The sequence below is a fragment of the Ensifer sp. CCNWLY38 genome, from assembly GCF_037120565.1.
GTDB lineage: Bacteria > Pseudomonadota > Alphaproteobacteria > Rhizobiales > Rhizobiaceae > Ensifer > Ensifer adhaerens_H.
The window spans coordinates 245,485-268,975 of record NZ_JBBBBO010000004.1; the positions used below are offsets into that span (position 1 = coordinate 245,485).

Annotated in this window: 20 protein-coding genes; 11 read left to right on the forward strand and 9 right to left on the reverse strand. The window is 64.1% G+C overall.

What is annotated here, in order from left to right:
* Positions 1-29: 29 nt before the first annotated feature.
* Positions 30-1,523 (reverse strand): carnitine 3-dehydrogenase, encoded by a 1,494-nt coding sequence (locus V7S54_RS10795; protein WP_065375626.1) that lies wholly within the window; start codon positions 1,521-1,523, stop codon positions 30-32.
* Between the two features lie 157 nt (positions 1,524-1,680).
* Positions 1,681-2,583, reverse strand: coding sequence for a 3-keto-5-aminohexanoate cleavage protein (locus tag V7S54_RS10800; RefSeq protein ID WP_065375625.1), 903 nt, complete (start codon positions 2,581-2,583; stop codon positions 1,681-1,683).
* Between the two features lie 108 nt (positions 2,584-2,691).
* On the opposite strand from V7S54_RS10800, the gene V7S54_RS10805 reads away from it, so the two are divergent.
* Positions 2,692-3,663, forward strand: coding sequence for a GlxA family transcriptional regulator (locus tag V7S54_RS10805; RefSeq protein WP_065375624.1), 972 nt, complete (start codon positions 2,692-2,694; stop codon positions 3,661-3,663).
* Positions 3,664-3,982: 319 nt separating this feature from the next.
* Here V7S54_RS10805 and V7S54_RS10810 read toward each other — a convergent pair whose 3' ends face one another.
* Entirely contained in the window at positions 3,983-5,161 is a 1,179-nt protein-coding gene (locus V7S54_RS10810) for a LysR family transcriptional regulator (protein ID WP_336408370.1), read from the reverse strand.
* Positions 5,162-5,369: 208 nt separating this feature from the next.
* On the opposite strand from V7S54_RS10810, the gene V7S54_RS10815 reads away from it, so the two are divergent.
* From V7S54_RS10815 to V7S54_RS10845, 7 genes are all read left to right on the forward strand, one after another.
* Positions 5,370-6,908 carry an aromatic amino acid lyase gene (locus tag V7S54_RS10815; protein WP_065377533.1) on the forward strand — a complete coding sequence of 513 codons (1,539 nt, stop codon included), beginning with the start codon at positions 5,370-5,372 and terminating at the stop codon, positions 6,906-6,908.
* Between the two features lie 28 nt (positions 6,909-6,936).
* Entirely contained in the window at positions 6,937-8,313 is a 1,377-nt protein-coding gene (locus V7S54_RS10820; RefSeq protein WP_336408369.1) for a dihydroorotase, read from the forward strand.
* Positions 8,313-9,596 (forward strand): Zn-dependent hydrolase, encoded by a 1,284-nt coding sequence (locus V7S54_RS10825; protein ID WP_065377530.1) that lies wholly within the window; start codon positions 8,313-8,315, stop codon positions 9,594-9,596. The genes V7S54_RS10820 and V7S54_RS10825 overlap by 1 nt, the downstream gene beginning before the upstream one ends.
* Position 9,597: 1 nt before the next feature.
* Complete coding sequence (locus V7S54_RS10830) at positions 9,598-10,692, forward strand: DUF917 domain-containing protein (protein ID WP_065377531.1); 1,095 nt, start codon at positions 9,598-9,600, stop codon at positions 10,690-10,692.
* 13 nt (positions 10,693-10,705) lie between these two features.
* Positions 10,706-11,035 carry a cold-shock protein gene (locus tag V7S54_RS10835; RefSeq protein ID WP_065377532.1) on the forward strand — a complete coding sequence of 110 codons (330 nt, stop codon included), beginning with the start codon at positions 10,706-10,708 and terminating at the stop codon, positions 11,033-11,035.
* Positions 11,036-11,356: 321 nt separating this feature from the next.
* Entirely contained in the window at positions 11,357-13,015 is a 1,659-nt protein-coding gene (locus V7S54_RS10840; protein WP_065377474.1) for a urocanate hydratase, read from the forward strand.
* Between the two features lie 377 nt (positions 13,016-13,392).
* Positions 13,393-14,199 carry a class I SAM-dependent methyltransferase gene (locus V7S54_RS10845; protein ID WP_065377473.1) on the forward strand — a complete coding sequence of 269 codons (807 nt, stop codon included), beginning with the start codon at positions 13,393-13,395 and terminating at the stop codon, positions 14,197-14,199.
* A 15-nt stretch (positions 14,200-14,214) separates the two neighbouring features.
* Here the strand turns inward: V7S54_RS10845 and V7S54_RS10850 are convergent, their stop codons facing one another.
* The 6 genes from V7S54_RS10850 to V7S54_RS10875 all read right to left on the reverse strand — a co-directional run bounded on the left by V7S54_RS10850 (position 14,215) and on the right by V7S54_RS10875 (position 19,720).
* On the reverse strand, positions 14,215-14,592 hold the full coding sequence (locus tag V7S54_RS10850) for a hypothetical protein (protein ID WP_065377472.1): 378 nt from the start codon (positions 14,590-14,592) through the stop codon (positions 14,215-14,217).
* A 142-nt stretch (positions 14,593-14,734) separates the two neighbouring features.
* Complete coding sequence (locus V7S54_RS10855) at positions 14,735-15,496, reverse strand: SDR family NAD(P)-dependent oxidoreductase (RefSeq protein WP_065377471.1); 762 nt, start codon at positions 15,494-15,496, stop codon at positions 14,735-14,737.
* Positions 15,497-15,500: 4 nt separating this feature from the next.
* The gene (locus V7S54_RS10860) at positions 15,501-16,316 is read right to left on the reverse strand and encodes an ABC transporter permease (RefSeq protein ID WP_065377470.1); all 816 of its coding nucleotides are present in this window, start codon (positions 16,314-16,316) and stop codon (positions 15,501-15,503) included.
* Complete coding sequence (locus tag V7S54_RS10865) at positions 16,316-17,182, reverse strand: ABC transporter permease (protein ID WP_065377469.1); 867 nt, start codon at positions 17,180-17,182, stop codon at positions 16,316-16,318. Before V7S54_RS10865 ends, V7S54_RS10860 begins: the two co-directional genes overlap by 1 nt.
* A 225-nt stretch (positions 17,183-17,407) precedes the next feature.
* Positions 17,408-18,568: a polyamine ABC transporter substrate-binding protein gene (locus tag V7S54_RS10870; protein ID WP_065377468.1), complete on the reverse strand. Its 1,161-nt coding sequence runs from the start codon at positions 18,566-18,568 to the stop codon at positions 17,408-17,410.
* Between the two features lie 69 nt (positions 18,569-18,637).
* Positions 18,638-19,720, reverse strand: a complete 1,083-nt coding sequence (locus V7S54_RS10875) for an ABC transporter ATP-binding protein (protein WP_065377467.1) — start codon at positions 19,718-19,720, stop codon at positions 18,638-18,640.
* A gap of 219 nt (positions 19,721-19,939) precedes the next feature.
* Here V7S54_RS10875 and V7S54_RS10880 point away from each other — a divergent pair, with 219 nt between their 5' ends.
* The 3 genes from V7S54_RS10880 (at position 19,940) to V7S54_RS10890 (ending at position 23,475) form a co-directional block, all read left to right on the forward strand.
* Positions 19,940-20,710: a helix-turn-helix transcriptional regulator gene (locus tag V7S54_RS10880; protein ID WP_419178192.1), complete on the forward strand. Its 771-nt coding sequence runs from the start codon at positions 19,940-19,942 to the stop codon at positions 20,708-20,710.
* 232 nt (positions 20,711-20,942) lie between these two features.
* A complete protein-coding gene (locus tag V7S54_RS10885) occupies positions 20,943-21,908 on the forward strand; it encodes a sugar-binding transcriptional regulator (protein WP_065377475.1) in 966 nt (321 codons plus the stop codon).
* Between the two features lie 124 nt (positions 21,909-22,032).
* On the forward strand, positions 22,033-23,475 hold the full coding sequence (locus tag V7S54_RS10890; RefSeq protein WP_065377465.1) for an extracellular solute-binding protein: 1,443 nt from the start codon (positions 22,033-22,035) through the stop codon (positions 23,473-23,475).
* The last annotated feature ends 16 nt before the right edge of the window (positions 23,476-23,491 follow it).

Sequence of the window (23,491 nt, forward strand, 5' to 3'; positions counted from 1 at the left end):
GCCTGCTCGATGACCTGCCGCTGTTGCGGTCAGGCGCGTTTCTGGCCGACGAAGCGGCCCACACCTTCCGGTGCCGGCAGCTGCGCATGCGCTTCGGCAATGGCGGCAAGCTTGTTCAGCACGTGTTCCGGTGCGGGCACGGACTTGCCGGCCTTGCTGTCGACGTGCAGCGCCATCTGCTCGGCGGTCGCCACTGCTTCGTTGGTCTCGGCGTTGTAGATCGTCGAGAAGATGTGCAGGCGCTTCTCGTCGGACGACAGCACCTGGCAGGTCGAGTAGAGCGCGTCGCCGAGCTTGGCCTCGCCGAGGTTCCGGATGTGGGTCTCGACCGTGTAGTAGCTATGCCCGTCGCGCACGTAATCGAGGTCGACGCCGATCAGGCGCAGCAAGCCGTCGGTTGTATCGCCGAAAACCTGCAGATAGCGGTGCTCGGTCATGTGGCCGTTGTAGTCGACCCAGGCGGCACTCACCTTGGTGTCGACGATGCGCAGCGGCTTGACGTCGCCGAGGTCGGCTTCCGGCTTCTTGGCGTTGGCCCAGAGCTTGGCCTCGAAATCGGCAAGCAGCTTGCCGGCACCCCAGCCTTCGCCGCCGTTGCCGGATTTCAGCGCATGCATGATGCCGACGAGGTTTTCATCGCGGATGCGTTCAAGCTCGCGGATCGAGCGACCGGCAGCCTGCGCGTCCGACTGGGCGCCGATCTTTTCGACCAGCGCATCGTCGAGGTCGACGACATCGGTAAACTTCGTCCAGGGCCATTTGAGGCAGGGGCCGAACTGGGCGAGGAAGTGGCGCATGCCGGCTTCGCCGCCGGCGATACGATAGGTCTCGAACAGGCCCATCTGTGCCCAGCGCATGCCGAAGGAATAACGCATGACGTTGTCGAGCGTTTCGGTGTCGCAGATGTCGTCCTGGATCAGCCACAGCGCCTCGCGCCACAGCGCTTCGAGCAGGCGGTCGCCGACGAACGCCTCGATCTCCTTGGCGATGACGACGCCCTTCATGCCGATCTGCTCGACACCCTGCATGGCGCGCTCGATCGTCGCCTTCGTCGTCTTCTTGCCGCCGACGAGTTCGACGAGCGGCAGCAGGTAGACGGGGTTATAGGGATGCGCCACGAACATGCGCTCGGGGTGGTGCATCTCGGCTTGCAGGTCGGAAGGAAGCAGGCCCGAGGTCGACGAGCCGATCAATGCATCGGCCTTGGCGGCCGCATCGATCTTCGTGATGACGCCGCGCTTCAGTTCCAGCCGTTCCGGCACGCTTTCCTGAATCCAGTCAGCACCTTCGACGGCTTCTTCGATGCTCTTGCAGAAGGTCAGTTTTCCCTTCGGCGGCAGCGGCGCCATGGTGAGCATCGCATAGGCGCGCTCGGCATTGGCCATGACCTCGCCGATGATGCGCTCGGCTTCCGGATGCGGGTCGAAAATCTTCACATCAATGCCGGCGAGCGCGAAGCGCGCCACCCAGGCGCCGCCGATAACGCCGCCACCGACACAGGCTGCATTCTTGATTTCGGTCATTCCTCACCTCGACTTCTAAAATTGCAAACTGCCCCTCACCCTAACCCTCTCCCCGCAGGCGGGGAGAGGGGACTGAGCGCTCTCGGCTTGCGGCCTTCTCCCCGTCTTGCGGGGAGAAGGTGCCGGCAGGCGGATGAGGGGCGTTTTGGCGATGCTCTCAGCGCTTCGTCAGCTTCAGTTTCTCGCGGACCTCTTTCGGCCCGATGATCTTGGCGCCCATGCCCTCGATGACGCCGACCGCCTTTTCGACGAGCTGGCCGTTGGTCGCGAGCTGGCCCTTGCCGATATAGAGGTTGTCTTCGAGGCCGACGCGAACGTTGCCGCCGGCCAGGATCGCCGCTGCCGGATAGGCAAGCGCGTTGCGGCCGATGGAGAAGGCCGAGAAGGTCCAATTGGCCGGCACGTTGTTGACCATCGCCATGAAGGTGTTGAGGTCATCAGGCGCGCCCCATGGAATGCCCATGCAGAGCTGGATCAGCACCGGATCCTCGATCAGACCTTCTTCGGCGAGCTGCTTGGCGAACCAGAGATGGCCGGTGTCGAAGGCCTCGACCTCGGGGCGGACGCCAAGCGCGGTCATCTGGCGGGCCATTTCGCGCAGCATCGACGGCGTGTTGGTCATGACGTAATCGCCGAGCGAGAAATTCATGGTGCCGCAGTCGAGGGTGCAGATCTCCGGCAGACATTCGGCCACATGGGCGACGCGTTCGGTGGCGCCGGCCATGTCGGTGCCCTTCTCGTTGACGGGCAAGGGGCTTTCGACATTGCCGAACACCAGGTCGCCGCCCATGCCGGCCGTCAGGTTCAACACGATATCGATATCGGCGGAGCGGATGCGGTCGGTCACTTCCCGGTAGAGATCGAGCCTGCGGGAGGGCGCGCCGGTTTCCGGATCGCGGACGTGGCAGTGGATCACGGCGGCCCCGGCCTTGGCCGCCTCGACCGCCGCTTCGGCGATCTGTTTCGGCGTGATCGGAACGTGGCTGGACTTCGAAACGGTGTCTCCCGAGCCGGTGACGGCACAGGTGATGAATACCTCGCGGTTCATGCTGAGCGGCATTGCTGTCTCCCTTTTATTGCGTCCATTACGAGCCAAGAAGGGCGGCATTGCTTTTCATTATCGGCTGCATCCTATACATTATCGGCGACAAGGCGGAGAAGTTTGGGCATGGATCAGAACGTTTCGCAGGTGCAGCACGTTGATATCCTGGTGCTGCCGGAGACCAATCTGATCCTGGTTGCCTCGGTCATCGAACCGATGCGCGCGGCCAACCGCATCGCCGGGCGTCCGCTCTATGACTGGACGATCTATAGCCCGGACGGCGCGCCGATCGAGACGAAGAGCGGCATACCTATCCCCGTCTCGGGCATCTTCCGGCCGCAGCGCGAAACGTCGCCGCTCTTCATCCTGTCGAGCTACAACTGGCAGCGTAGCGCCACCTCGCAGCTGAAGATGCTGCTGTCGCAGACGGCGCGGCACCGCGAGATGATGGCCGGCATCGAATCCGGCTCCTGGCTGCTTGCCGAAACCAGCCTGCTCGACAATTTCAAGGCGACCACCCACTGGGAGGACTTCGAGGACTTCACCACCACCTATCCGCAGGTGACGATGGTGCGCGAGCGCTTCGTCATCGACGGCAAGCGCATCACGACCGGCGGCTCGCTGCCGACACTCGACCTGATGCTGGAGCTGATCCGCCGGGCGCACGGCTATTCGCTGGCGCTCGAAGTGTCGCGGCTCTTCATCTACGAGCAGGAGCGGACCCGCGGCGACCTCCTGCAGATGCCGGCGATCGGCAACATGCGCATCCTCGACCCGCGCGTCGGCGCTGCCGTCAAGCTGATGGAGGAAACCGTGGAGGCGCCCTTGACGCTAGCGCGGCTTGCCCGGCGTATCGGCGTCAGCACCCGCCACCTGCAGGACCTTTTCCGCGACACGATGGGCGTTGCTCCGCACGAGCATTATCTGGCGCTGCGTCTCAATGCGGCGCGGCGCAAGGTGATCGAGACGCGTCTGGAATTCGCCGACATCGCCGCGATCTCCGGCTTCAACTCATCCTCCTCCTTCTCGCGCAGCTACCGGGCGCATTACCGCGAGAGCCCGAGCGAGACCCGCAGGCGGTTGAAGCTGAAGGGTTGAGAGCGCCCTTCAAGTGGTGAATCAGGTGGTGATTTACTGAGTCGTTTCAGACGGTTGGCCGCGGATGGTCAGGAACTGATTCCGGCGCCGGTACACGAGATACGGAGCTTGCTTGCTTTGAGCTGCGACAGTCTCTCTCTTCCGTCATTCCTGTGCTCGTCACAAGAATCTAGTCGAGGCGCGTCGGCGCGTCGAAAAGACTCTTTTCAGCCCAAGGACTTGGACTGGCTGGATTCCTGTGACGAGCACAGGAATGACGGCAAGGGAGATGCGCCGGCATACGAGATCTTTGTGTTGCGGAGCGTGTGACCACAAAGCATCAGGCCTGTGCGCTTGTCCTCATCATCGAAATCATCAGCTCGCCGATCTCGCCGGCGAAAGCGCCACGCGGCCAGACAAGTGTGAGGGATTGGCGATAGGCCGGGCCAAGCCGGATCATCGCCGGAGGCCGATGCATCCTTGCGAGCGAGGATTCCGGCAGCACCGAGAGGTAGCCGTGCTGAGCGACGAGGTTGATGATGACAGGAATGGAATCGACTTCGACGAGGGCGATGCGGCGACGCTCGGCCTCATCAAGCGTGTCGTCGAGGAAGCGGGCGGTCTCGCGGCGCAATCCGCTCCTGACGCTTGGCACTGCGATCGGGCAGGCGGCGAGCAGCCTTGGCAGATCGCCTGCGAACGCGGAAAGGACGGAAGCGGGGCCCGCCAGCGCCAGCGGCATCTGCGACACCAGCCGGCCATCACAATCCGTGGGGATCTCGGCGACATCGAGCAGGGCGGCGTCGAACCGCCGGCTTCTAAGGCCAGCCAAAAGTTCATCCGCCGTGGTGCTGGATATGTATAGCGGCTGGCGCGGGCGGGTGCGTTGCCAGTTCGCTGTCAGCGCCGCCAGCATGCGGGCGATCTCGCTTTCGGGACCGAGCGGCATGACGGCGCCCAGCCGCCAGGTGGCGGCGTCGCGGCGGAAGCGATCGGCCGATGCGTGTGTCAGCCGCGCCCAGATGTCGAGCAGGGCCTCGACCAATGGAATGATCCGCTCAGCGGTTGCCGTGCCGAGGACACCGCCATGGGAGCGCTCGAACAGGCGGCTGCCGAGATGGCGTTCAAGGTCGGCCATCTGCCGTGTCAGCTGCGGCTGGCCGAGACCGAGCGCTTTTGCCGTAGCGCGGATGCTGCCGGAGCGGGCGATGCGGACGAAGCGATCGAGCGCGACGAGGCCGATCGGCGGCGCGGGATCGGTCGCCTGCCAGCCCGCGGCCGTGAGGATGTCCGTAATTCTCGCTGTCGCTTGCTTGATGTCGGCTGCGCGGGCACGCGCTTCGAGGGTCAAGACGAGAGCGGTTTCCTCCCGCCGGAAAAGCGACATCGAGATTGCCTGTTCGAAGCGCTTGACGGCCGCGCTGACACTCGATGGAGCGCGCCCGCAAAGGGCTGCGGCGCGGCGGATGCCACCCTCCCGAAGCACTGCATCGACCAGCACGATCGTTGCCATATCCATCCACACATCCCCGGAGGCAGCGCCCTCTAACGGAGCGTTCCGGATTCGGCATCATCCGTTCCAGATTTAGGATATAGCATGGATGTGCGATAAGCGCATAGCATGCATCCAGCAAGCCCGCATTTTCGAGCGGCGGTTGCGAGAAATCAGAGCATCCGCGCACCGTTTCGAAACCGAAGCAGGCCCGCGCGGAAAGGTATCCATCGGCATGCTGCATCAGGTCAAAACCATCGTTCTCTGCGGAAAACCGCTGGACTTCGCGACGCTCGAGGATATCGGCACGGGAAGGGGACGGCCGGTGGCCGATGACGGCGGCATGGAACGGGTGGCCGCGGCCCACAAGGTGGTTGCCGAGCGTGTCGCGATGGGGCTTCCCGTCTATGGCTCCAACACCGGCGTCGGCTCGATGAAGGACCGTCTCTGGACAGCCGACGATCTGGCTGAATTCAACAATTCGCTGGTCAGAGCCCACCATTTCGGCACCGGCGAGTTCTTCGCGCCGGCGATCGTGCGCATGGCGATCGCCATCCGCGTCAACACCGCCATGCGCGGCCACACCGGCTGCAGCCCGGATCTGATCCAGGCGTTTCTGTCCCTTCTTGCGGCCGACATCATTCCGGCGGTGCGTCGGCACGGCTCGATGGGCTGCGCCGATATCGGCCTGATGGGGCAGATCGCCTCGGTGCTGACAGGCGTCGGCGAGGCCTACTATCAAGGGCGCCTCGTTTCGGCCGAGACGGCGCTTACCGAAGCGGGCCTGAAGCCATTCGTCATGCAGCCGCGCGACGCGCTGGCGGCACTCAGCGTCAATGCCATTTCCTTCGCTGCGGCGGTCAACGTGCTGCGCGAGGCGGCGTCCGCCATTCGGGTGTTGCTGGTCACCGGGGTGATGTCTTCGCTCGCGCTCGGCGCGTCCGCCGATCCCTGGCGGGTGGCGGCCACGCTCTCGACCCGCGGCGAGGCGCTGGTCGGCTCCTGGCTCTACGGTCAATCCGGCGTTGCCGACTGGCCGGTGCCGACGGCAATCCACGATCCACTCAGCCTGCGCATGACCGCCCAGGTCTTCGGGGCCGTCGTCGACACGCTGATGGTTGCTGCCGGGCGGCTGGTGGAGGCGACCTATCTCTCCGACGACAACCCGGTGGTGCTTGGCGGTCAGGTCCATTCCTCCGGTGCGTCGCTGCCGCTGACCACGACGCTCTATATCGAGGCGGCACAGATCGCCTTTTCGCATGCGGCACGCAACGTGTTGAACCGCTGCATTCTTCTGTCGAATGGCGGACGTCGCAATCTCTCGGTCAATCTTGTCGCGCCGGGAGAGGTGGCGACCGGGCTCGGTCCGTTGATGAAGCTCGCCGTCGAACTTTACATGCGGGTGCAGTCGCTTGCTGTGCCGCTCTCGGCGCAATCGATCGTGGTTGCCGGCGGTCTCGAGGAAGAAGCGACCTTCCTGCCGCTGATCGTCGAGCGCATGGAGACGCAGGTGCGGGACCTGCGCCAGCTTGCCGCTATCGAGGCGATGCTGTCGTCGCAGGCGATCGATCTCGTCGGCGACCAGCCGCAGGGCGTCGTCAAGCGCGCCTACGACCAGACCCGTTCCGTCAGCCCTATATATCTCAAGGACCGGCCGCTCTCGAAGGAGATCGAGGCGCTACAGGACGCGTTTACCTGCCACGACCTGTTGCGCTCCTTTGTGGCGACAGCGCCGATGCCGGAGTTCGACGACTTCTTCGCGCTCGGCAAGTGACCCACACCTGACCCATCGGGAGTACAGCATGTCCGATTTCGATCTCGTTCTGAAAGGCACCGTTGTTCTCCCTCACCGGATCGTCGAGGGCGGGAACGTGGCGGTTCGCGACGGCAAGGTGGTGCATGTCGGCCAGGGTGCGGCACCGGCCGCGCGCGAGCGGCACGATCTCGGGCAGGCGCTGATCCTGCCCGGCGCCGTCGACGCGCAGGTGCACTCGCTGTCGCAGAAGAACCAGGAGGATTTCATCTGGTCGACGCGATCGGCCGCGGCCGGCGGCGTCACCACCATCGTCGACATGCCCTATGACGAGGGCAATCTCGTTTGCTCGGCTGAAGCGCTACGCCGCAAGATCGACCATGCCGGGCCGCAGGCGCGCGTCGACTTCGCGCTTTATGGCACCGTCGACCCAGAGGAGGGGCCGGCGCGCATCGGCGAAATGGTGGAGGCGGGTGTCGCCGCCTTCAAGTTCTCGACCTTCGGTACCGATCCCAAGCGCTTTCCGCGCATTCCGGCGGCGCTCCTTGAAGATTGCTTCCGCGCGATCGCGCCGTCAGGGCTTTCAGCCGGCGTGCACAACGAGGATGATGAGGCGGTGCGCGCCGCGATCGAAAAGGTCAAGGTGGCAGGAATTACCGACTACCGCGCCCATGGGCTGTCGCGCCCGCCGCTGACGGAACTGCTGGCCACCAACCAGATTTACGAGACCGGCGCTGCCACGGGCTGCCCCGCGCATGTGGTGCACTGCTCGCTCGGCCGCGGCTACGAGATTGCCGCCGCTTACCGAGCGCAAGGCCATGCGGCGACGATCGAGTGCTGCATCCACTATCTGACGCTCGACGAGGAAAACGACGTCCGACGCCTCGGCGGCAAGGCGAAGATCAATCCGCCGATTCGCCCGCGCGCCGAGGTGGAAAAGCTCTGGCGGCACGTGGCCGACGGTACGGTGACGATGGTCTCGACCGATCATGTGAGCTGGTCGGAGGATCGCAAGACCAATCCGGACATGCTGGCCAATGCCTCGGGCGTGCCGGGGCTCGAAGTCATGGTGTCGCTCTTCGTCAAGGGCGCGCTGGAGCGCGGAATTCCGCTGACCCGGGCGGCGGAACTGATGACGCTGAACCCGGCGCGGCATTTCCGCCTCGACCATCAGAAGGGCGCGCTCGAAGCCGGCAAGGATGCCGATATCATCGTCATGACGCCCGAGCCCTATGTCTATGACGCGGCGGCAAGCGGTCACAACGTTGTCGGCTGGTCGCCCTATAACGGTATCAGGCTGCCCTGGCGGGTGTCTGCCACGTATCTGCGCGGCAGGCTCGCCTTCGATGGTCGCGAGGTGCTGGCCGAGCCCGGTGTTGGGCAATTCGTCCGGCCGCTGGCCACGTTGGCGCTGCAGGAGGCGTGATGAGCAAGACCGCCCATAACAAAGTCCCGGCCAACCTGCCGGTCAATGCCGGCCGGATCGCCGGCATCATCAACGGTCTCGCCGGCATAACCGAGCCCGATCGGCCCTATACGCGGCGCGCCTTTACGCCGCTGTTCCTCGAAGGCCGCGCCTTTCTCGACCGGCGCTTCCGCGCAGCCGGTCTCGAAACCCGGATCGACGCCGCCGGAAATCTGATCGGCCGGCGGAAGGGGCGCAAATCGGCGCTCGGCACGATCATGCTCGGCTCCCATTCCGACACGGTGCCCGATGGCGGCCGTTTCGACGGCATCGCTGGCGTCGCGGCCGCGCTCGAAGTGGCGCGTGCACTTTCGGATGCCGGCATTGAACTTGACCACGATCTGGAGATCGTCGACTTCCTGGCGGAGGAAGTGTCGATCTTCGGCGTCTCCTGCGTCGGCAGCCGCGGCATGGCGGGCGTGCTGCCGGATGGCTGGCTGAGCCGCGCGCAGGGCGAACTCAGTCTGCGGCAGGGAATCGTCGAAGTCGGCGGCGACCCGTCGCGGCTTTCGGGTTCGAAGCGCTCCGACATCAGGGCATTTCTGGAACTGCACATCGAGCAGGGGCCGGTGCTGGAAACCGGGCGGCTCGATGTTGGGGTCGTTACCGCCATCTCCGGCATCACCCGCATCGAGGTCATCGTCGAGGGGCAGGCGGATCACGCCGGCACGACGCCGATGGGGCATCGGCGCGATGCGCTGGTTGCCGCCTCGCGGCTCGTGCTGGAGATCGAGCGGCTGGCAACGGAGTTTTCGAAGGGCGAGGGCCATTTCACCGCAACGGTCGGCGAGTTCTCGATCGAGCCGAACGCCGCCAATGTGGTGCCCTCCAGGGTGCGGCTGCTGATCGATGCGCGCGCCGAGCTGCGGCCGCAAATGGAGCGGTTCCTGACCGAACTCGGCCCTCTTTGCCAGAGCGTTGCCGAAGCGTCGGGCGTGACGATCGCGCCTGCCAATGTGATTTCCGATAACCATCCGACGCCGGGCGACGCGCTGCTGCTTTCGACGCTCGAAGAAAGCTGCGATGCGATCGGCGCGAAGCATCGACGCATGGCGTCCGGGGCCGGGCATGACACCGCCTGGATGGGCCGGATCACCCGCTCGGCGATGATCTTCATACCGTGCCTCGGTGGGCGCTCGCATGCGCCGGAGGAATGGGCCGAAAATGACGACATCGCGCTTGGCGCCGCCGTGCTCTTCGATGCGGTGAAGAGGCTCGACAAGAGATTGCAGGAGAAGGTGTGAGATGGGCCGGATACTGAAGGAAAAGGACGTCGAGGCGGCGGTCAAGGGCGGTTCCGTCTATGCGGCGGGCGGTGGCGGCTGGGCCGACCATGGGCGCATGCTTGGCTACGCCGCGGTCTCGATCGGCAAGCCGGAGCTGGTCTCGATTGACGAGCTCGACGCCAATGACTGGGTGGCGACGGCAGCCGCCATCGGGGCGCCTGCCTCCACCACGCCCTGGGAGATGCGCGGCGTCGATTACGTCAAGGCCGTGCAGCTTTTGCAGGAGGCGCTCGGCGAGAAGCTCTCGGGCCTGATCATCGGCCAGAACGGCAAGTCCTCGACGCTGAACGGCTGGCTGCCTTCGGCGATCCTCGGCACCAAGGTGGTCGATGCCGTCGGCGACATCCGCGCGCATCCGACCGGCGACATGGGGTCGATCGGCCTTGCCGGCTCGCCCGAACCAATGATCCAGACGGCCGTCGGGGGTAATCGCGACGAGAACCGCTATATCGAACTGGTGGTGCGCGGCGCCACCGCCAAGGTCTCGCCGGTCCTGCGCACCGCCTCCGACATGTCGGGCGGCTTCATCGCGTCGTGCCGCAATCCGGTGCGCGCATCCTATGTGAAAGCCAATGCGGCGCTCGGAGGTATCTCGCTGGCGCTGGCTCTGGGTGAGGCGATCATCGCGGCGGAAGCCAAAGGCGGCAGCGCCATCATCGACGCGATCGTCAAGGCGACCAATGGCGCGATCCTTGCCGAAGGTACGATCACCGACAAATCGGTCGTCTATACCAAGGAAGCCTTCGATATCGGCACGGTGACGCTGGGGAAGGGCGCTGACTCGACGGTACTGCACGTGATGAACGAATACATGGCGGTTGACTCTGCGGAAGGCCAAAGGCGCGCGACCTTCCCCGACGTCATCACCACGCTTTCGCCGGAGGGCGAGCCTTTAAGCGTCGGCCAGCTGCACGTGGGCATGAGGATCTTCGTGCTGCACGTGCCGAAGACGGTGATCCCGCTTTCTTCCAGCGTGCTCGACCCAACGGTCTATCCGTCTGTCGAAAAGGCGATGGGCATCGAGCTTGCCCGCTACGCGCTTTCCGAAAGCTGACGGGAGCGATGCCATGGCGCGTGATGCAGGGCTTGAGGAACTGTTACGGGAGGAACTCGGCGAGCGAGCTGGCCTTTCGGAAAAGGCGATGTTTGGCGGCTGGGCTTATCTGCTGCATGGCAACCTGCTCCTTGGCGCACGCGAGGGCTCGCTGCTGGTGCGGCTCGGCAAGGGCAATGACGGCTGGGCGCTCACGCTGCCCGATATCGAGCTGATGGTGATGAACGGACGCGCGATGCATGGCTGGGTGCGCGCAGGCGCGGATGCCTATGGCGACGATGCCTTGCGCCGGCGGCTGCTCGATGGGGCGATCGCCTTCGTGGAGACGCTGCCGCCGAAGTGAAAGTTGGTGGCTTGTCTCGCCGATGAGCGGCGAGGTTTGGCCCTCAACAATGAGGTTGGTGATCTGCCCCTCACCCTAACCCTCTCCCCGCGGGCGGGGAGAGGGGACGAGATTGCCAGCGTCTGAAATGGTTCTGGCGAGCGTTTTGCATTTGCTGGAAGGGTGCGCGCTTCGGCCAAGTGATCGGATGAGACCCAGGCGGCAAGCACAACGGTATTCCCTCTCCCCGCGTGCGGGGAGAGGGTTAGGGTGAGGGGCAATTGCCACGCGCCATTGCGAATGAGCGACCACCCCGCCGAGACAACAATGAGGAGCAGGACAATGCCCAAGGCCAACCCCCGTCACCCTGGTTTCCCGATCCCTGGCGGACCGGAGCTGCGCGCCAAGGGCTGGCGGCAGGAGGCGCTGCTGCGGCTGCTCGAAAACGTGCTTTCCGTCGGCGAGGACCCTGACAACCTCGTCGTTTACGCGGCACTCGGCAAGGCGGCGCGCAACTGGCCAGCGCACCGCGCCATCGTCAAGACGCTGATCGAGATGGACGAGGACCAGACGCTGATCATCCAGTCGGGCAAGCCGGTGGGGCTGCTCAAGACCCATGCCAAGGCGCCGCTGGTGATCATGGCCAATTGCAACATCGTCGGCCAATGGGCAAAGGCCGAGGTGTTTTACGAATTGCAACGGAAAGGGCTGATCTGCTGGGGCGGGCTGACGGCCGGCGCCTGGCAATATATCGGCAGCCAAGGCGTGATACAGGGGACCTATGAGATCTTCATGCGCATCGCCGAGCGCCGTTTCGGCGGCGATCTCTCCGGCCGCTTCGTGCTGACGGCGGGGCTCGGAGGCATGGGCGGGGCGCAGCCGCTTGCCGGCCGCATGGCGGGGGCGGCGATCCTCTGCGTCGACATCGACGCGGAGCGGGCAAGCAAGCGCCAGGAGATCGGCTATCTGCAGGAGATCGCGCCCGATCTCGATGCGGCGCTGGCGATGATCGACACGGCGGTGAAGGAGAAGCGCGCGCTTTCCGTCGGCCTCGTCGGCAATGCGGCGGAAATCTACCCGGAAATCGCAAGGCGCGGCATCGTGCCCGACGTGGTCACCGACCAGACCTCGGCGCATGATCTCGTCTACGGCTATGTGCCGAAGGGCATGAGCCTCGATCAGGTGAAGTCATTGCGCGACGAGGGCCAGGGGCAACTGATGGCGGCAAGCCGCGCCTCGATCGTCGAGCACGTCAAGGCGATGCTCGACTTCCAGAAAAAGGGCGCGGAAGTCTTCGACAACGGCAATCTCATTCGCACCCAGGCGCGCGAGGGCGGTGTCGCCAACGCCTTCGACATTCCGATCTTCACCGAAGCCTATCTGCGCCCGCTCTTTGCCCGCGCCATCGGCCCGTTCCGCTGGATGGCGCTGTCAGGCGAGGAAAGCGACATCGCCCGGATCGACGACCTGCTTTTGGAGATGTTCCCGGACAACAAGATCATCACCAACTGGATCAGGCTTGCGCGTCAGCATATCCCCTTCGAGGGGTTGCCGGCGCGCATCGCCTGGCTCGGCCACGGCGAGCGCACCGCACTGGCGCGGCGCGTCAACGAACTGGTGGCGTCCGGCGAACTCAAGGGACCGATCGCGTTCTCGCGCGACCATCTCGATGCTGGCGCCATGGCGCACCCGAACATCATGACGGAGCGGATGAAAGACGGATCGGACGCGATCGCCGACTGGCCGCTGCTCGACGCCATGCTGCTCTGCTCGTCGATGGCCGACCTCGTCGTCGTCCATTCCGGCGGCGGTGGCTATGCCGGCTACATGACGAGCTGCGGCGTCACCGTCGTTGCCGACGGTACGGTCGAGGCCGACGAGCGGCTCGACCATGCGCTCACCAACGATACCGCGCTCGGCGTCATCCGCTACGCCGATGCCGGCTACGACGAGAGTTTTGAGGAGATCGCTGCCAAGGGCATCGGGCATGTGAAGGTGTAGGCCTTGGCGTAATGCCCGCGCAGGGTCGTCACATTCGCCGACCTCATTCCTGTGCTCGTCACAGGAATCCAGCAGCGCCGCGTCGGCGGCGCTAGAGACGCTTTCATTTTCGCTGACTGCAGAGCGTCATTCACGGCGCGGACGCGCCTGGCTGGATTTCTGTGACAGCACAGAAATGAGGGTGGGTAGGAAACGCTCTGCAGCTGCGGGCGAACTCCTGGTGGAGGCGCGATGGCGGGTCTCACAAAGAACGCGCATGCCGAAAATCTGGCGACCGCCTCCATTGTTCTCGCTGATCGAGGCCGCCCCGCATACGGGCTCCTTGGTGCGCCGTCCGCTCCGCGCTAGAATGCCGCCTTTGCTGCCTGGAGGCGATCATGACTTCGAGCTTCAATGTGCAGAGTGCTGATGGTTACGAACAACTGATGGGCCGGTGGAGCCGGCAGCTTGCGCCGCTGTTCATCGACTTTGTCGGCATTGGCGACGGCGAACGGGTGCTGGACGTCGGCTGCGGCACCGGAAGCCTGACCTTCGCGCTGCCGCATGCGGCCGATCTCAGCGAGATTGTCGCGATCGATTTTTCACCCGTCTTCGTCGAGGCGGCGACCCGGGCGAACAGCGATCCACGGATCAAGATCCAGCAGGCCGATGCCTGCGCGCTTCCCTTTGCCGATGCTTCGTTCGACCGGGCGCTGGCGCTGCTGGTGCTGCATTTCGTGCCGGAGGCGGGAAAGGCGGTTGCCGAAATGCGCCGGGTCACGCGGCCGGGCGGCGTGGTCGCCGCCGTGGTCTGGGATCACCTCGGCGGCATGCCGGGCATGCGCATGGTGCTCGACACGGCGGCGATGCTCGATGAAAACGCCGGTGAGGTGCGCAGCCGCTACTGTTTCCAGCCGATGATGCGGCCGGGTGAGATGACGCAGAGCTTTGCCGCGCATGGCCTTGAGGATATCGAGCAGACGTCGCTGATGATCCGCATGGACTATCAGTCGTTCGAGGATTTCTGGCAGCCGATCGCGGCGGGCGAGGGACCCTTGGGCAAATATGTTGGCTCGCTCGTTCCGGCGCTGCGGGCGAAGGTCGACGCGACGGTGAAGGCCGCCTATGAGGCTGGCCAGGCGGATGGCCCGCGGTCGTTTGCGGCAGTCGCCTGGGCCTGTCGGGGCATCGTTCCGGAGGCGTGATAGGGGAACCGTTCATCACTGCGGCGTGGTCGCCTTATCGGAGCTTTCGATTAGCAGCGGGACCGCGGCCTCTCTGCTTTGCAAGGAGAGCGAGGTGCGAGCGGCAGCGCAGAACCCGTCGAGGTCGCGCTTTGCATCTTCCTGAGCCTTTTCCAGAGAGTCGCCAAAGGCGCGATGAAACTCAGGCGCAACCCCAGTCGCGCGCACGTATCCGTTCGCAAACTGTTCATTGGCAGCCAAACCTGGGCAGGCAGCAGCAGCGACCGCTGCCGTTCCCAGATATGACAAGAACTGGTCTTCAGGAAGTTTCCTGCGTGGGTAGTCTATGTCCCGAGCAAGTACACTGGTGGCGCTGCTGGCAGCGATCACAAGCGAGAGGCACAGTGTCTTCATGTCAGGCCCTTGTTATTACGGGGAGGTCGCTGCGCGTATGTGCACCGCCTTCGGTGCAACCTGATCGATAGTGCCGATATCGCTGTCAATCAATCGCAAGAATGCCCAGCGCGCTCATCATCAACTTCCCAAGGTCTGGCAATCACACAACCGTCTCGCCGCCGTCCACCACCAGGATCTGACCGGTCATGTAGGAGGAGCGGTCGGAGACGAGGAAGAGGATCGACTCGGCGATCTCGTCGACGCTTGCCCAGCGACCGAGCGGCACCTTTTCGCGGATGTAGGATTCAATCGCGCCGCGGCCGCCCATTTGCGCAATGAAGGGCTCGTTGAAGGGGGTGTCGACCCAGCCAGGGCAGAGCGCGTTGACGCGGATGCCGTGGCGGGCGTAGTCGCCGGCCATCTGCTTGGTCATGGCGATGACGGCGTGTTTGGTGGTGGTATAGGCGATCATCTCGCGGTCGTAGAGCACGCCCGATGAGGACGAGGTGTTGACAATGACGCCGCGCCCGGCGGCCCGCATCGACGGCATGACGAGGCGTGCGGCCATGAAATGGGCGCGCACGTTGAGGTTCCAGGAGCGGTCGAAGCCGGCGACCTCGACCTCTTCCAGATCACCCGCGACCTGGGCACCGGCGTGGTTGTGCAGGATGTCGATGCGGCCGTGGCGATAGAGGATATCGGCGATGCCGTCGGAGAGGGCTGCGTCATCCGTCACGTCGATCGCCAGCGCCTCGGCGCTGCCGCCCTTGGCGGTGATTGCCTCGACGGCGGTTGCCGCTGCCGCAAGACTGCGATCGACGACGACGACATGGGCGCCCTCGCGCGCCATGATGGCGGCGCCCGCCTGACCGATCCCGGAGCCGGCTCCGGTCACGATCGCGACCCGGTCTTTCAGGATCATGGTTTCACTCCCCGGATTTTGTTCTTTCCCGCATCAGGATGCGGGCGGTCAGGATCAGAAGCAGCGAGGCGACGAGCACCAGCGTCGCGATCGCGTTGATTTCGGGCGTCACGCCGCGGCGGATCGAGGCGAAGACGTAGATCGGCAGCGTCGTCTTCGAGCCCGCGACGAAGAAGGCGATGATGAAATCGTCGAAAGAGAAGGTGAAGGCCAGAAGGAAGCCGGCGAGGATCGAGGGCAGGATCTGCGGCAGCACGATGAGGCGGAAGGTGGTGAGCGGTGTCGCGTAGAGATCGCCCGACGCCTCGACGATATCGCGGCCGAGGCTGGCGATGCGCGCCTTCACGATCATCGTCACCAGCGCCATCGAGAACAGGCCATGGGCGGCAATGATAGAGCCGTAGCCGAGGCCGAGCTGCGGCGGCTGCTCGCCCGGCCAGATGGTGGCGAGCGCCGGATTGACGAAGGAAAAGACGGCAACGAGTGCCACCAGCGTCGCGATGCCGATGACGACGCCGGGCACGACGATGGCGGCTGCAAAGAGCGCGTCGAAGATCGCCCGGTTGCGCGGCGCCAGCCGCTCCATGCCAAGGGCTGCCATGGTGCCGAAGATCGCGGCAAGGGTCGCGCTGGTAAAGGCGATCATCAGGCTGTTTTGCAGCGCGGAGACCAGGAAGGTATTCCCCAGCGCCTTGCCGTACCAGGCGGTCGAAAACCCGGTGAACTCGCTGGCGTTGCGCCCGGCGTTGAAGGAGAACAAGACGACGAGCGCGATCGGCGCGTAGAGGAAGAGATAGACGGAGGAGATGAAGGCGCGCATCAGACGAGATCCACCTGTCTTGTGCCGGCAACGCGGAAGGCAATGCGCATCGCCACCATCAGGATCACCACGACGACGGCAACGAGCGTGACGGCGATCGCCGAGCCGAAGGGCCAGTTTCGCGATTGCAGGAAGAGATCGACCAGCGCATTGCCGATGAAGAACACCTTGCCACCACCGAGCAACTGCGGGATCAGATATTCGCCAAGAAGCAGGATCGTCACCAGGGCGACGCCGGTCATGACGCCGGGCAACGACAGCGGCAGCGTGACGCCGAAGAAGGTCGATACGGGTTTTGCACCGAGATCGGCGGAGGCTTCAAGCAGCCGGCGATCGAGTTTTTCGAGGCTGACATAAATCGGCATGATCATCAGCGGCAGGTAGCCGTAGACGATGCCAAGCAGGACTGCGCCCGGCGTGTTCAGCATCCGTACGTCCTCAATGCCGATCATCGACAGCAGATTGGGGATGCCGCGCGAGCCTAGGATGTACATCCAGGCATAGGTGCGCACCAAGAGGCTGGTCCAGAAGGGCACGACGACAAGCGACACCAGGATCAGCCGGTAGCGTGGGTTCGCCTTGACCGCGAGATAGTAGGCGACCGGATAGGCGATCAGCAGGCAGGCGAGCGCGCCGACTGGCGCAAGTACGAGCGTGTTCCAAAAGGCCGCCGCCCGCGTCGGCAGGTTGGCGAACTGGGCAAAGGTGAAGGCCGCCTGATAGCCGCCTTCCGGTGCGCGCTCGCCAAAGGCGAAGACCAGCATGGCGATGAAGGGCAGCACGAGGAAGATCATCAGCCATGCCGCCGCCGGCGCAACCAGCGCCGCCGTCACCAGGTTTCTCTTCGTGTTCGTTGCCGCGGGCATCAAAATGTATCCGTCTAACTAGTTATCGAGTTCCGCCCCTCATCCGGCCTGCCGGCCACCTTCTCCCCGCAGGCGGGGCGAAGGGGACCCGTGGCGACGGCCTTGGTCCCCCCTATTCCGACAGAAGCAAGGGGGCAGGGAGGTCGCAGCTTGTCCCCTTCTCCCCGTCAGAACGGGGAGAAGGTGCCGGCAGGCGGATGAGGGGCAATCACATGGCGATATCGATCAAGCCGACTTGAAGCGCGCCATCAACTCGGCGCGGCCGGGGTCGGTGAGCGTTACGGCGGCGCCGAATTCGAGCGGCGTCAGCGAGGCCTCGTCCGGATAGACGATCTTGTTGCCGGTCACGTCGGCCGGAAGCAGCTTCATCACGCGGCTGTCGGTCGTCGGAGCACCGTTGGCGATGTGCTCCTTCATGGCGTTTTCCGGCGCCATCAGATAGTTCAGCAGGGCATAGCCCGCCGCCTTGTTGGCGGCACTCTTCGGGATCGCGTAGAAGTCCGACCAGATCTCACCGCCGTCCTTGCCGAGGACGAACTGGATTTCCGGCATGTCGCGGTTGAGCTGGGCGCCGTCATTGGTCCAGCACATGGTCATCCAGGCATCGGTCGCGCGCATCGACGGCTGATAGTCGCTGTTGATGGCGTAGAGATGCGGCTTCACCTTGATCAGCAGTTCCTCGGCCTTGGCGAGCTCATCCGGCTTGATCGAGTTGAAGGAGTAGCCAAGCGAGACCAGCGCATTGCCGATGGTGGTGAGCTGGTAGTCGTGGACCATGGCGCGGCCGTCGGCCTCGGTCATGGCGATCTCGAAGAAGTCCTTCCAGCTGGTCACCGGCGTCTTGATCTTTCCGGAGTTGAGCGCGATGCCGGTCGTGCCCCAGTTCTTCGGCACGGCATAGGTCTTGCCGTCGACGACGCCTTCGTTGGTGAAACGCGCGGTCTCGGTCGAGGCGTCGTAATTCGACAGCTTCGAGAGATCGAGCTCGTCGATGAGGCCGAGCTTCACATAGGTGGAGATCGTGTAGTTGGTGGGAACGAAGAGATCCCAACCGGTGCCACCGGCCTGGAGCTTCGCGAGCATCTCCTCGTTGGAGCCGAAGACGTTGACCTCGACGGCGACGCCGGTTGCGGCCTGGAAAGCCTCGAAGGTCGCGGGGTCATGGTAGTTCGGCCAGGTGGCGATCGACATCTGCGTGCCGAGATCGCCGGCGAAGGCGGTGGAATTGAAGAGGCCCGGCTGGCGCGCGAGAACCGCGGTCGCAAGCCCGAGGCCGGTGACGCCGAGGAAGTGGCGGCGCGTGACCGAGCCGCGCTTCAGGCGCATCAGTTCGTCGGCGAGCTGATCGGCGGTGATGGGGGCATTTTCTCTGTACCATTTGCTCATGACGCTGTTCCCTTTATCGTTTGACGTTCATGCGAGGTGGCAGAACCGGCTCGGTGAAGCCGGGAGAGTTCAGGCTGGAAAGACGTGCAGCGCGTTCGGATCGAAGGCGAGGCCGACCTTTTCGCCGGGCTCGACCAGTTCGCTGTCGCCAAGCGTGCGGCGGTCGGCCGTCACCAGGAAATCGCCGAGCCCGTCAACGGCGACGGAGTATTCAACCGCTGAGCCTAAGAAGATCCGGTGGGTGACGGTGCCGGCGAGTGCTTCCGCGCTCACCGCACCATTGCGCGTGAGACGGATCGCCTCTGGCCTGAGCGCCACCGTTGCGGCTCCCCTGGTGCCGTTGACGGCGGAGGTGGCGAAGCGGGCGCCGTTGGCAAGGACGAGCGACGAGGCGCCGTCGACGGTCGCATCGATGCGGTTGGTCTTGCCGACGAAATCGGCGACGAAGAGGCTCGCGGGACGATCGTAGATCTCCTGTGGCGGGCCGACCTGGACGATGCGGCCGGCGTTCATGACGCAGACGAAATCGCTCATCGACAGCGCTTCTTCCTGGTCGTGGGTGACGAGCACGAAGGTGATGCCGAGTTCGCGCTGCAGCGTCTGCAGCTCGATCTGCATGGCGGTGCGCAGCTTCTTGTCCAGCGCCGCCAATGGCTCGTCGAGCAGCAGCACCTTCGGCTTGTTGACGATGGCGCGGGCAAGCGCCACGCGCTGCTGCTGGCCGCCGGACATTTCGTGGATGCGGCGTTTGCCGAAGCCGCCGAGCCGCACCATTTCCAGCGCTTCTTGGGCGCGGCGGGAAATCTCCGAACTGGCGATGCGCGGCCGCATCTGCCTCAAGCCGTAGGAGACGTTGGCTTCGACGTCGAGATGGGGGAAGAGCGCATAGTGCTGGAACACCATGTTGACCGGGCGGCGGTAGGCGGCGACGCCGTTCATCGGCTCGCCGCTGATGAAGACCGTGCCCTCGCTCGGCTGCTCGAAGCCGCCGATCATGCGCAGACACGTGGTCTTGCCGCAGCCGGAAGGCCCGAGAAGCGCCATGAAGGCGCCGCGCGGCACTTCAAGATTGATGTCCGATACGGCCGTCACGGCGCCATAACGTTTGGCGACCGAACGGAATTCGATGTCGTTCGTCGAAGCGGATGTCACGTCTGTTCCCTGCGGTTGTTTTCGGATGCAGCCAGGAATCTCCCGTCCTGGCACTCCACCGTCATTGATATGCAGCCTAGTCAGCGCGCACCCTGCCGGTATATACCCCGAGAGAGGTATTTCAACGCAGATTGCTCTGTGTGAGGAGTATATCCCGAAACTGCAGGCATTGGCCGGGAGGGCGGTTTGAGCGTCGATCTCGAGGGACTTTTTCAGGTCATGGCGCCGCTGGTGACGGGTGCCGCGCTGGAGGATGAGGCAGTCGGCACCGCCTATCGGCAGTTGATGTCGACGCTGATGACCTTCGACTACGTGGTCGTTTTTGCCTATCGCGGCAAGGAACGGCCGATCGATCTCTTCAGCACCTTCAACGCTAGGGATCACGTCCTCTTCGTCAGCCTCTACCAGGCAGGGCCCTATCTGCTCGACCCGTTCTATCATGCGGCGTCACAGGGCAAGCCGGGGGTCTGGCGGATGCGGGAGCTTGCGCCCGATCGGTTCTTCTCCTCGGAATATTACCGTACCTATTACGTGCAGACCGGGCTTGCCGAGGAGGTGGGCTTCTTCGTGCCGGTCGACGAGCAGATCACCGTCGTTCTGTCGCTGATGCGGCGCGAGGCGACGGGGACATTCAGTGCTGCGGAGTTCGCGCTTCTGAAGAAGGTCGAACCTCTGGTCGCGGCGCTGGTGCGCCACCATTGGGCGGGTCTCGGCCGCCGGTTCGATGCGGCGCTTGCAAGAACCGGCCGCAGCAAACGCAAGGCCACGCATCCGCCGGCCGATGGGGTCTGGCAGCATCTCAATCTGACGGACCGCGAAGCCTCGATCATCGAGCTGGTGCTGCAGGGCCATTCGTCGGAATCGATCGGCCTCAGGCTCGGCATCTCCACCGGTACGGTCAAGGTTCACCGCCGCAATGTCTACCGCAAGCTCGGCATTTCCTCGCAGACGCAATTGCTGTCGCTGTATCTAAGAAACCTCGGGCAGTAAGCCGCGTCAGAACGCGTCCATCGCTGCATGTTCGACCGTAGCGGTGCCCCGACGACGCGCGGCGCCGGTCGATGCCAGCTCTCTCAATCCCATTCCTCCACAAACGTGATCGATCGCGCGGCTGATCGCTATTGACATTTTTTGCACGCCATGAAATTTCTTTCATCAACGGATAAAAATATCACGCGATGCAAAAATTATCATGCAGCGCAACAAGAGCCGGGTGGAGACAATGACGATTGGTGCGACAGGCATTCGTGACGACGAGACCAGCATGGCGACGCGGGCGGCCTGGCTGCACTATGCCGGCGGACTGACGCAGGCGGAGGTCGCCAAGCGCCTGGGGCTTACCTCGCTCAAAGCCCATCGGCTGATCATGAAGGCCAACCAGGAAGGGCTGGTGAAGGTCTATATCGACGGCGAAGTCTCCGAATGCGTGGAGCTCGAACAGGCACTTTCGGCCCGCTATGGCCTCGATTATTGCGAGGTGGTGCCGGATTTCGATTCCGACGATCTGCCGCTGAAGGCGCTCGGCATTTCCGGCGCCCAGTTCCTGAAGCGCGAGATCGAGCGCGGCGAGACGGCGCTGGTCGGCGTCGGCCACGGCCGTACGCTCGCGGCCTGCGTCGAATATCTGCCGCGCATGACGAGCGGCAACACCCGCTTCGTCTCGCTGCTCGGCGGTCTCACCCGCAAGTTCTCGGCCAACCCGCATGACGTGATCCACCGGCTTGCCGAGCGCACCGGTGCGGAGGCCTATGTCATGCCGGTGCCGTTCTTCGCCAACACGGTCGAGGATCGTGACGTGCTCTTCAGCCAGCGCGGCGTGCGCGAGGTCTTCGATCTCGCCAAGACCGCCGATCTTCTGATGGTCGGCATCGGCACCGTCGAGCGCGAGGCATCGCTGGTTTCGACCGGCATGATCGAGACGAGCGAGATCGAGGAGATCCAGAAGGGCGGGGCGATGGGCGAGTTGCTCGGCCACTTCTTCGACAAGGACGGCGCACCAGTCGAAACAGCGTTGTCTGACCGCACCTTCACCCTTAGCCGCGACGACCTGAAGCACCGCCGCACGGTCGCGATCGCCGGCGGCAAGATCAAGGTGCCGGCCATCCGGGCGGTACTTGCCAGCGGGCATTTGAGCGGCCTGATCACCGACGAGCGGACGGCACGGGCGCTTGCGGCCGAAAGCGCATGAGGCGCGCTGAGACATTCGAGGCCATGCGGAGGGCAGGGAGGATTTGCCGTTCGGGTCTCAAAGGGAGGAATACCGGTGGGGTAGCCGGAAGTCGCAATCATACCCGCAACGGAGGAGAAGACGGATGTACGAGAAGGAGAAGGACCTCATCAGCGCATTCCTGCGTGGGGAGGTGGACCGCCGCGGCATGCTCAAGGGATTGGGTGCCGCAGGCCTGACCGCCGGCACGGCCGGCACGTTGTTCAATATGATGTCGACCCGGGCGCTTGCCGCCGATTTCGACTGGAAGGCGCATTCCGGCAAGAAGCTGAAGCTGCTTTTGAACAAGCATCCCTATGCCGACGCGATGATCGCCAACCTGCAGGCCTTCAAAGACCTGACCGGCATCGACGTCACCTATGACGTGTTCCCGGAAGACGTCTATTTCGACAAGGTGACGGCGGCGCTGTCGTCGGGTTCTGCCGAATACGACGCCTTCATGACCGGCGCCTATATGACCTGGACCTATGGTCCGGCCGGCTGGATCGCCGACCTCAACGAATGGATCAAGGATCCGACCAAGACCAACCCGAACTACAACTGGGACGATTTCCTCGTCGGCGTGAAGAACTCCTGCGCCTGGAACGGCCAGCCGGGCGGAGCGCTTGGGTCCGAAGACGCCAAGCAATGGTGCATTCCGTGGGCGTTCGAACAGAACAACATCACCTACAACCGCGAGATGTTCGACAAGGCCGGCGTCGAATTGCCGAAGAATCTCGACGACATGATCGCGGTCGCGGCCAAGCTGCAGAAGGACATCGGCGGCATCTACGGCATCGGCGTTCGTGGTTCGCGCTCCTGGGCGACGATCCATCCGGGCTTCCTCTCGGGTTATGCCAACTTCAACCAGAAAGACCTGAACGTTTCGGCGGATGGTAAGCTTTCGGCTGCGATGAACACCGCCGAATCCAAGGCCTATCACGCCAAGTTCGTGCAGATGATCCAGGAAAGCGGCCCAAAGGACTGGTCGACCTATACCTGGTATCAGGTCGGCACAGACCTCGGCGCCGGCGCATCGGCGATGATCTTCGACGCCGATTGCCTGGGCTACTTCATGAACGGCGGCGACAACAAGATGGCCGGCAAGCTCGGTTATGCCGCCTTTGCCGCCAACCCGGAAGCCACGGCCTCGACGCCGAACATCTGGATCTGGTCGCTGGCCATGTCCAACTTTTCTAGGGATAAGGACGCCACCTGGTACTTCCTGCAATGGGCTTCCGGTCCGGAGCATGCGCTGTTCGGCGCCACCAAGATGGACTTCGTCGATCCGGTTCGCCAGTCGATCTGGAAGGACGAGATCTTCCGCGAGAAGCTGAACGGCAAGTATCCGGGTTACGTCGAAATGTTCGACGCTTCGGCTGCGGGCGCCTCCATCAAGTTCACGCCGCAGCCGCTGTTCTTCGACGTCACCACCGAATGGGCGGCGACGCTGCAGAAGATGGTCGCCAAGCAGGTGCCGATCGACGAAGGTCTCGACCAGCTCGCAGAAAGCATCAACCGCCAGCTCCAAGAGGCGGGTCTCGGCTGATAGGCCTCCCAAGCGA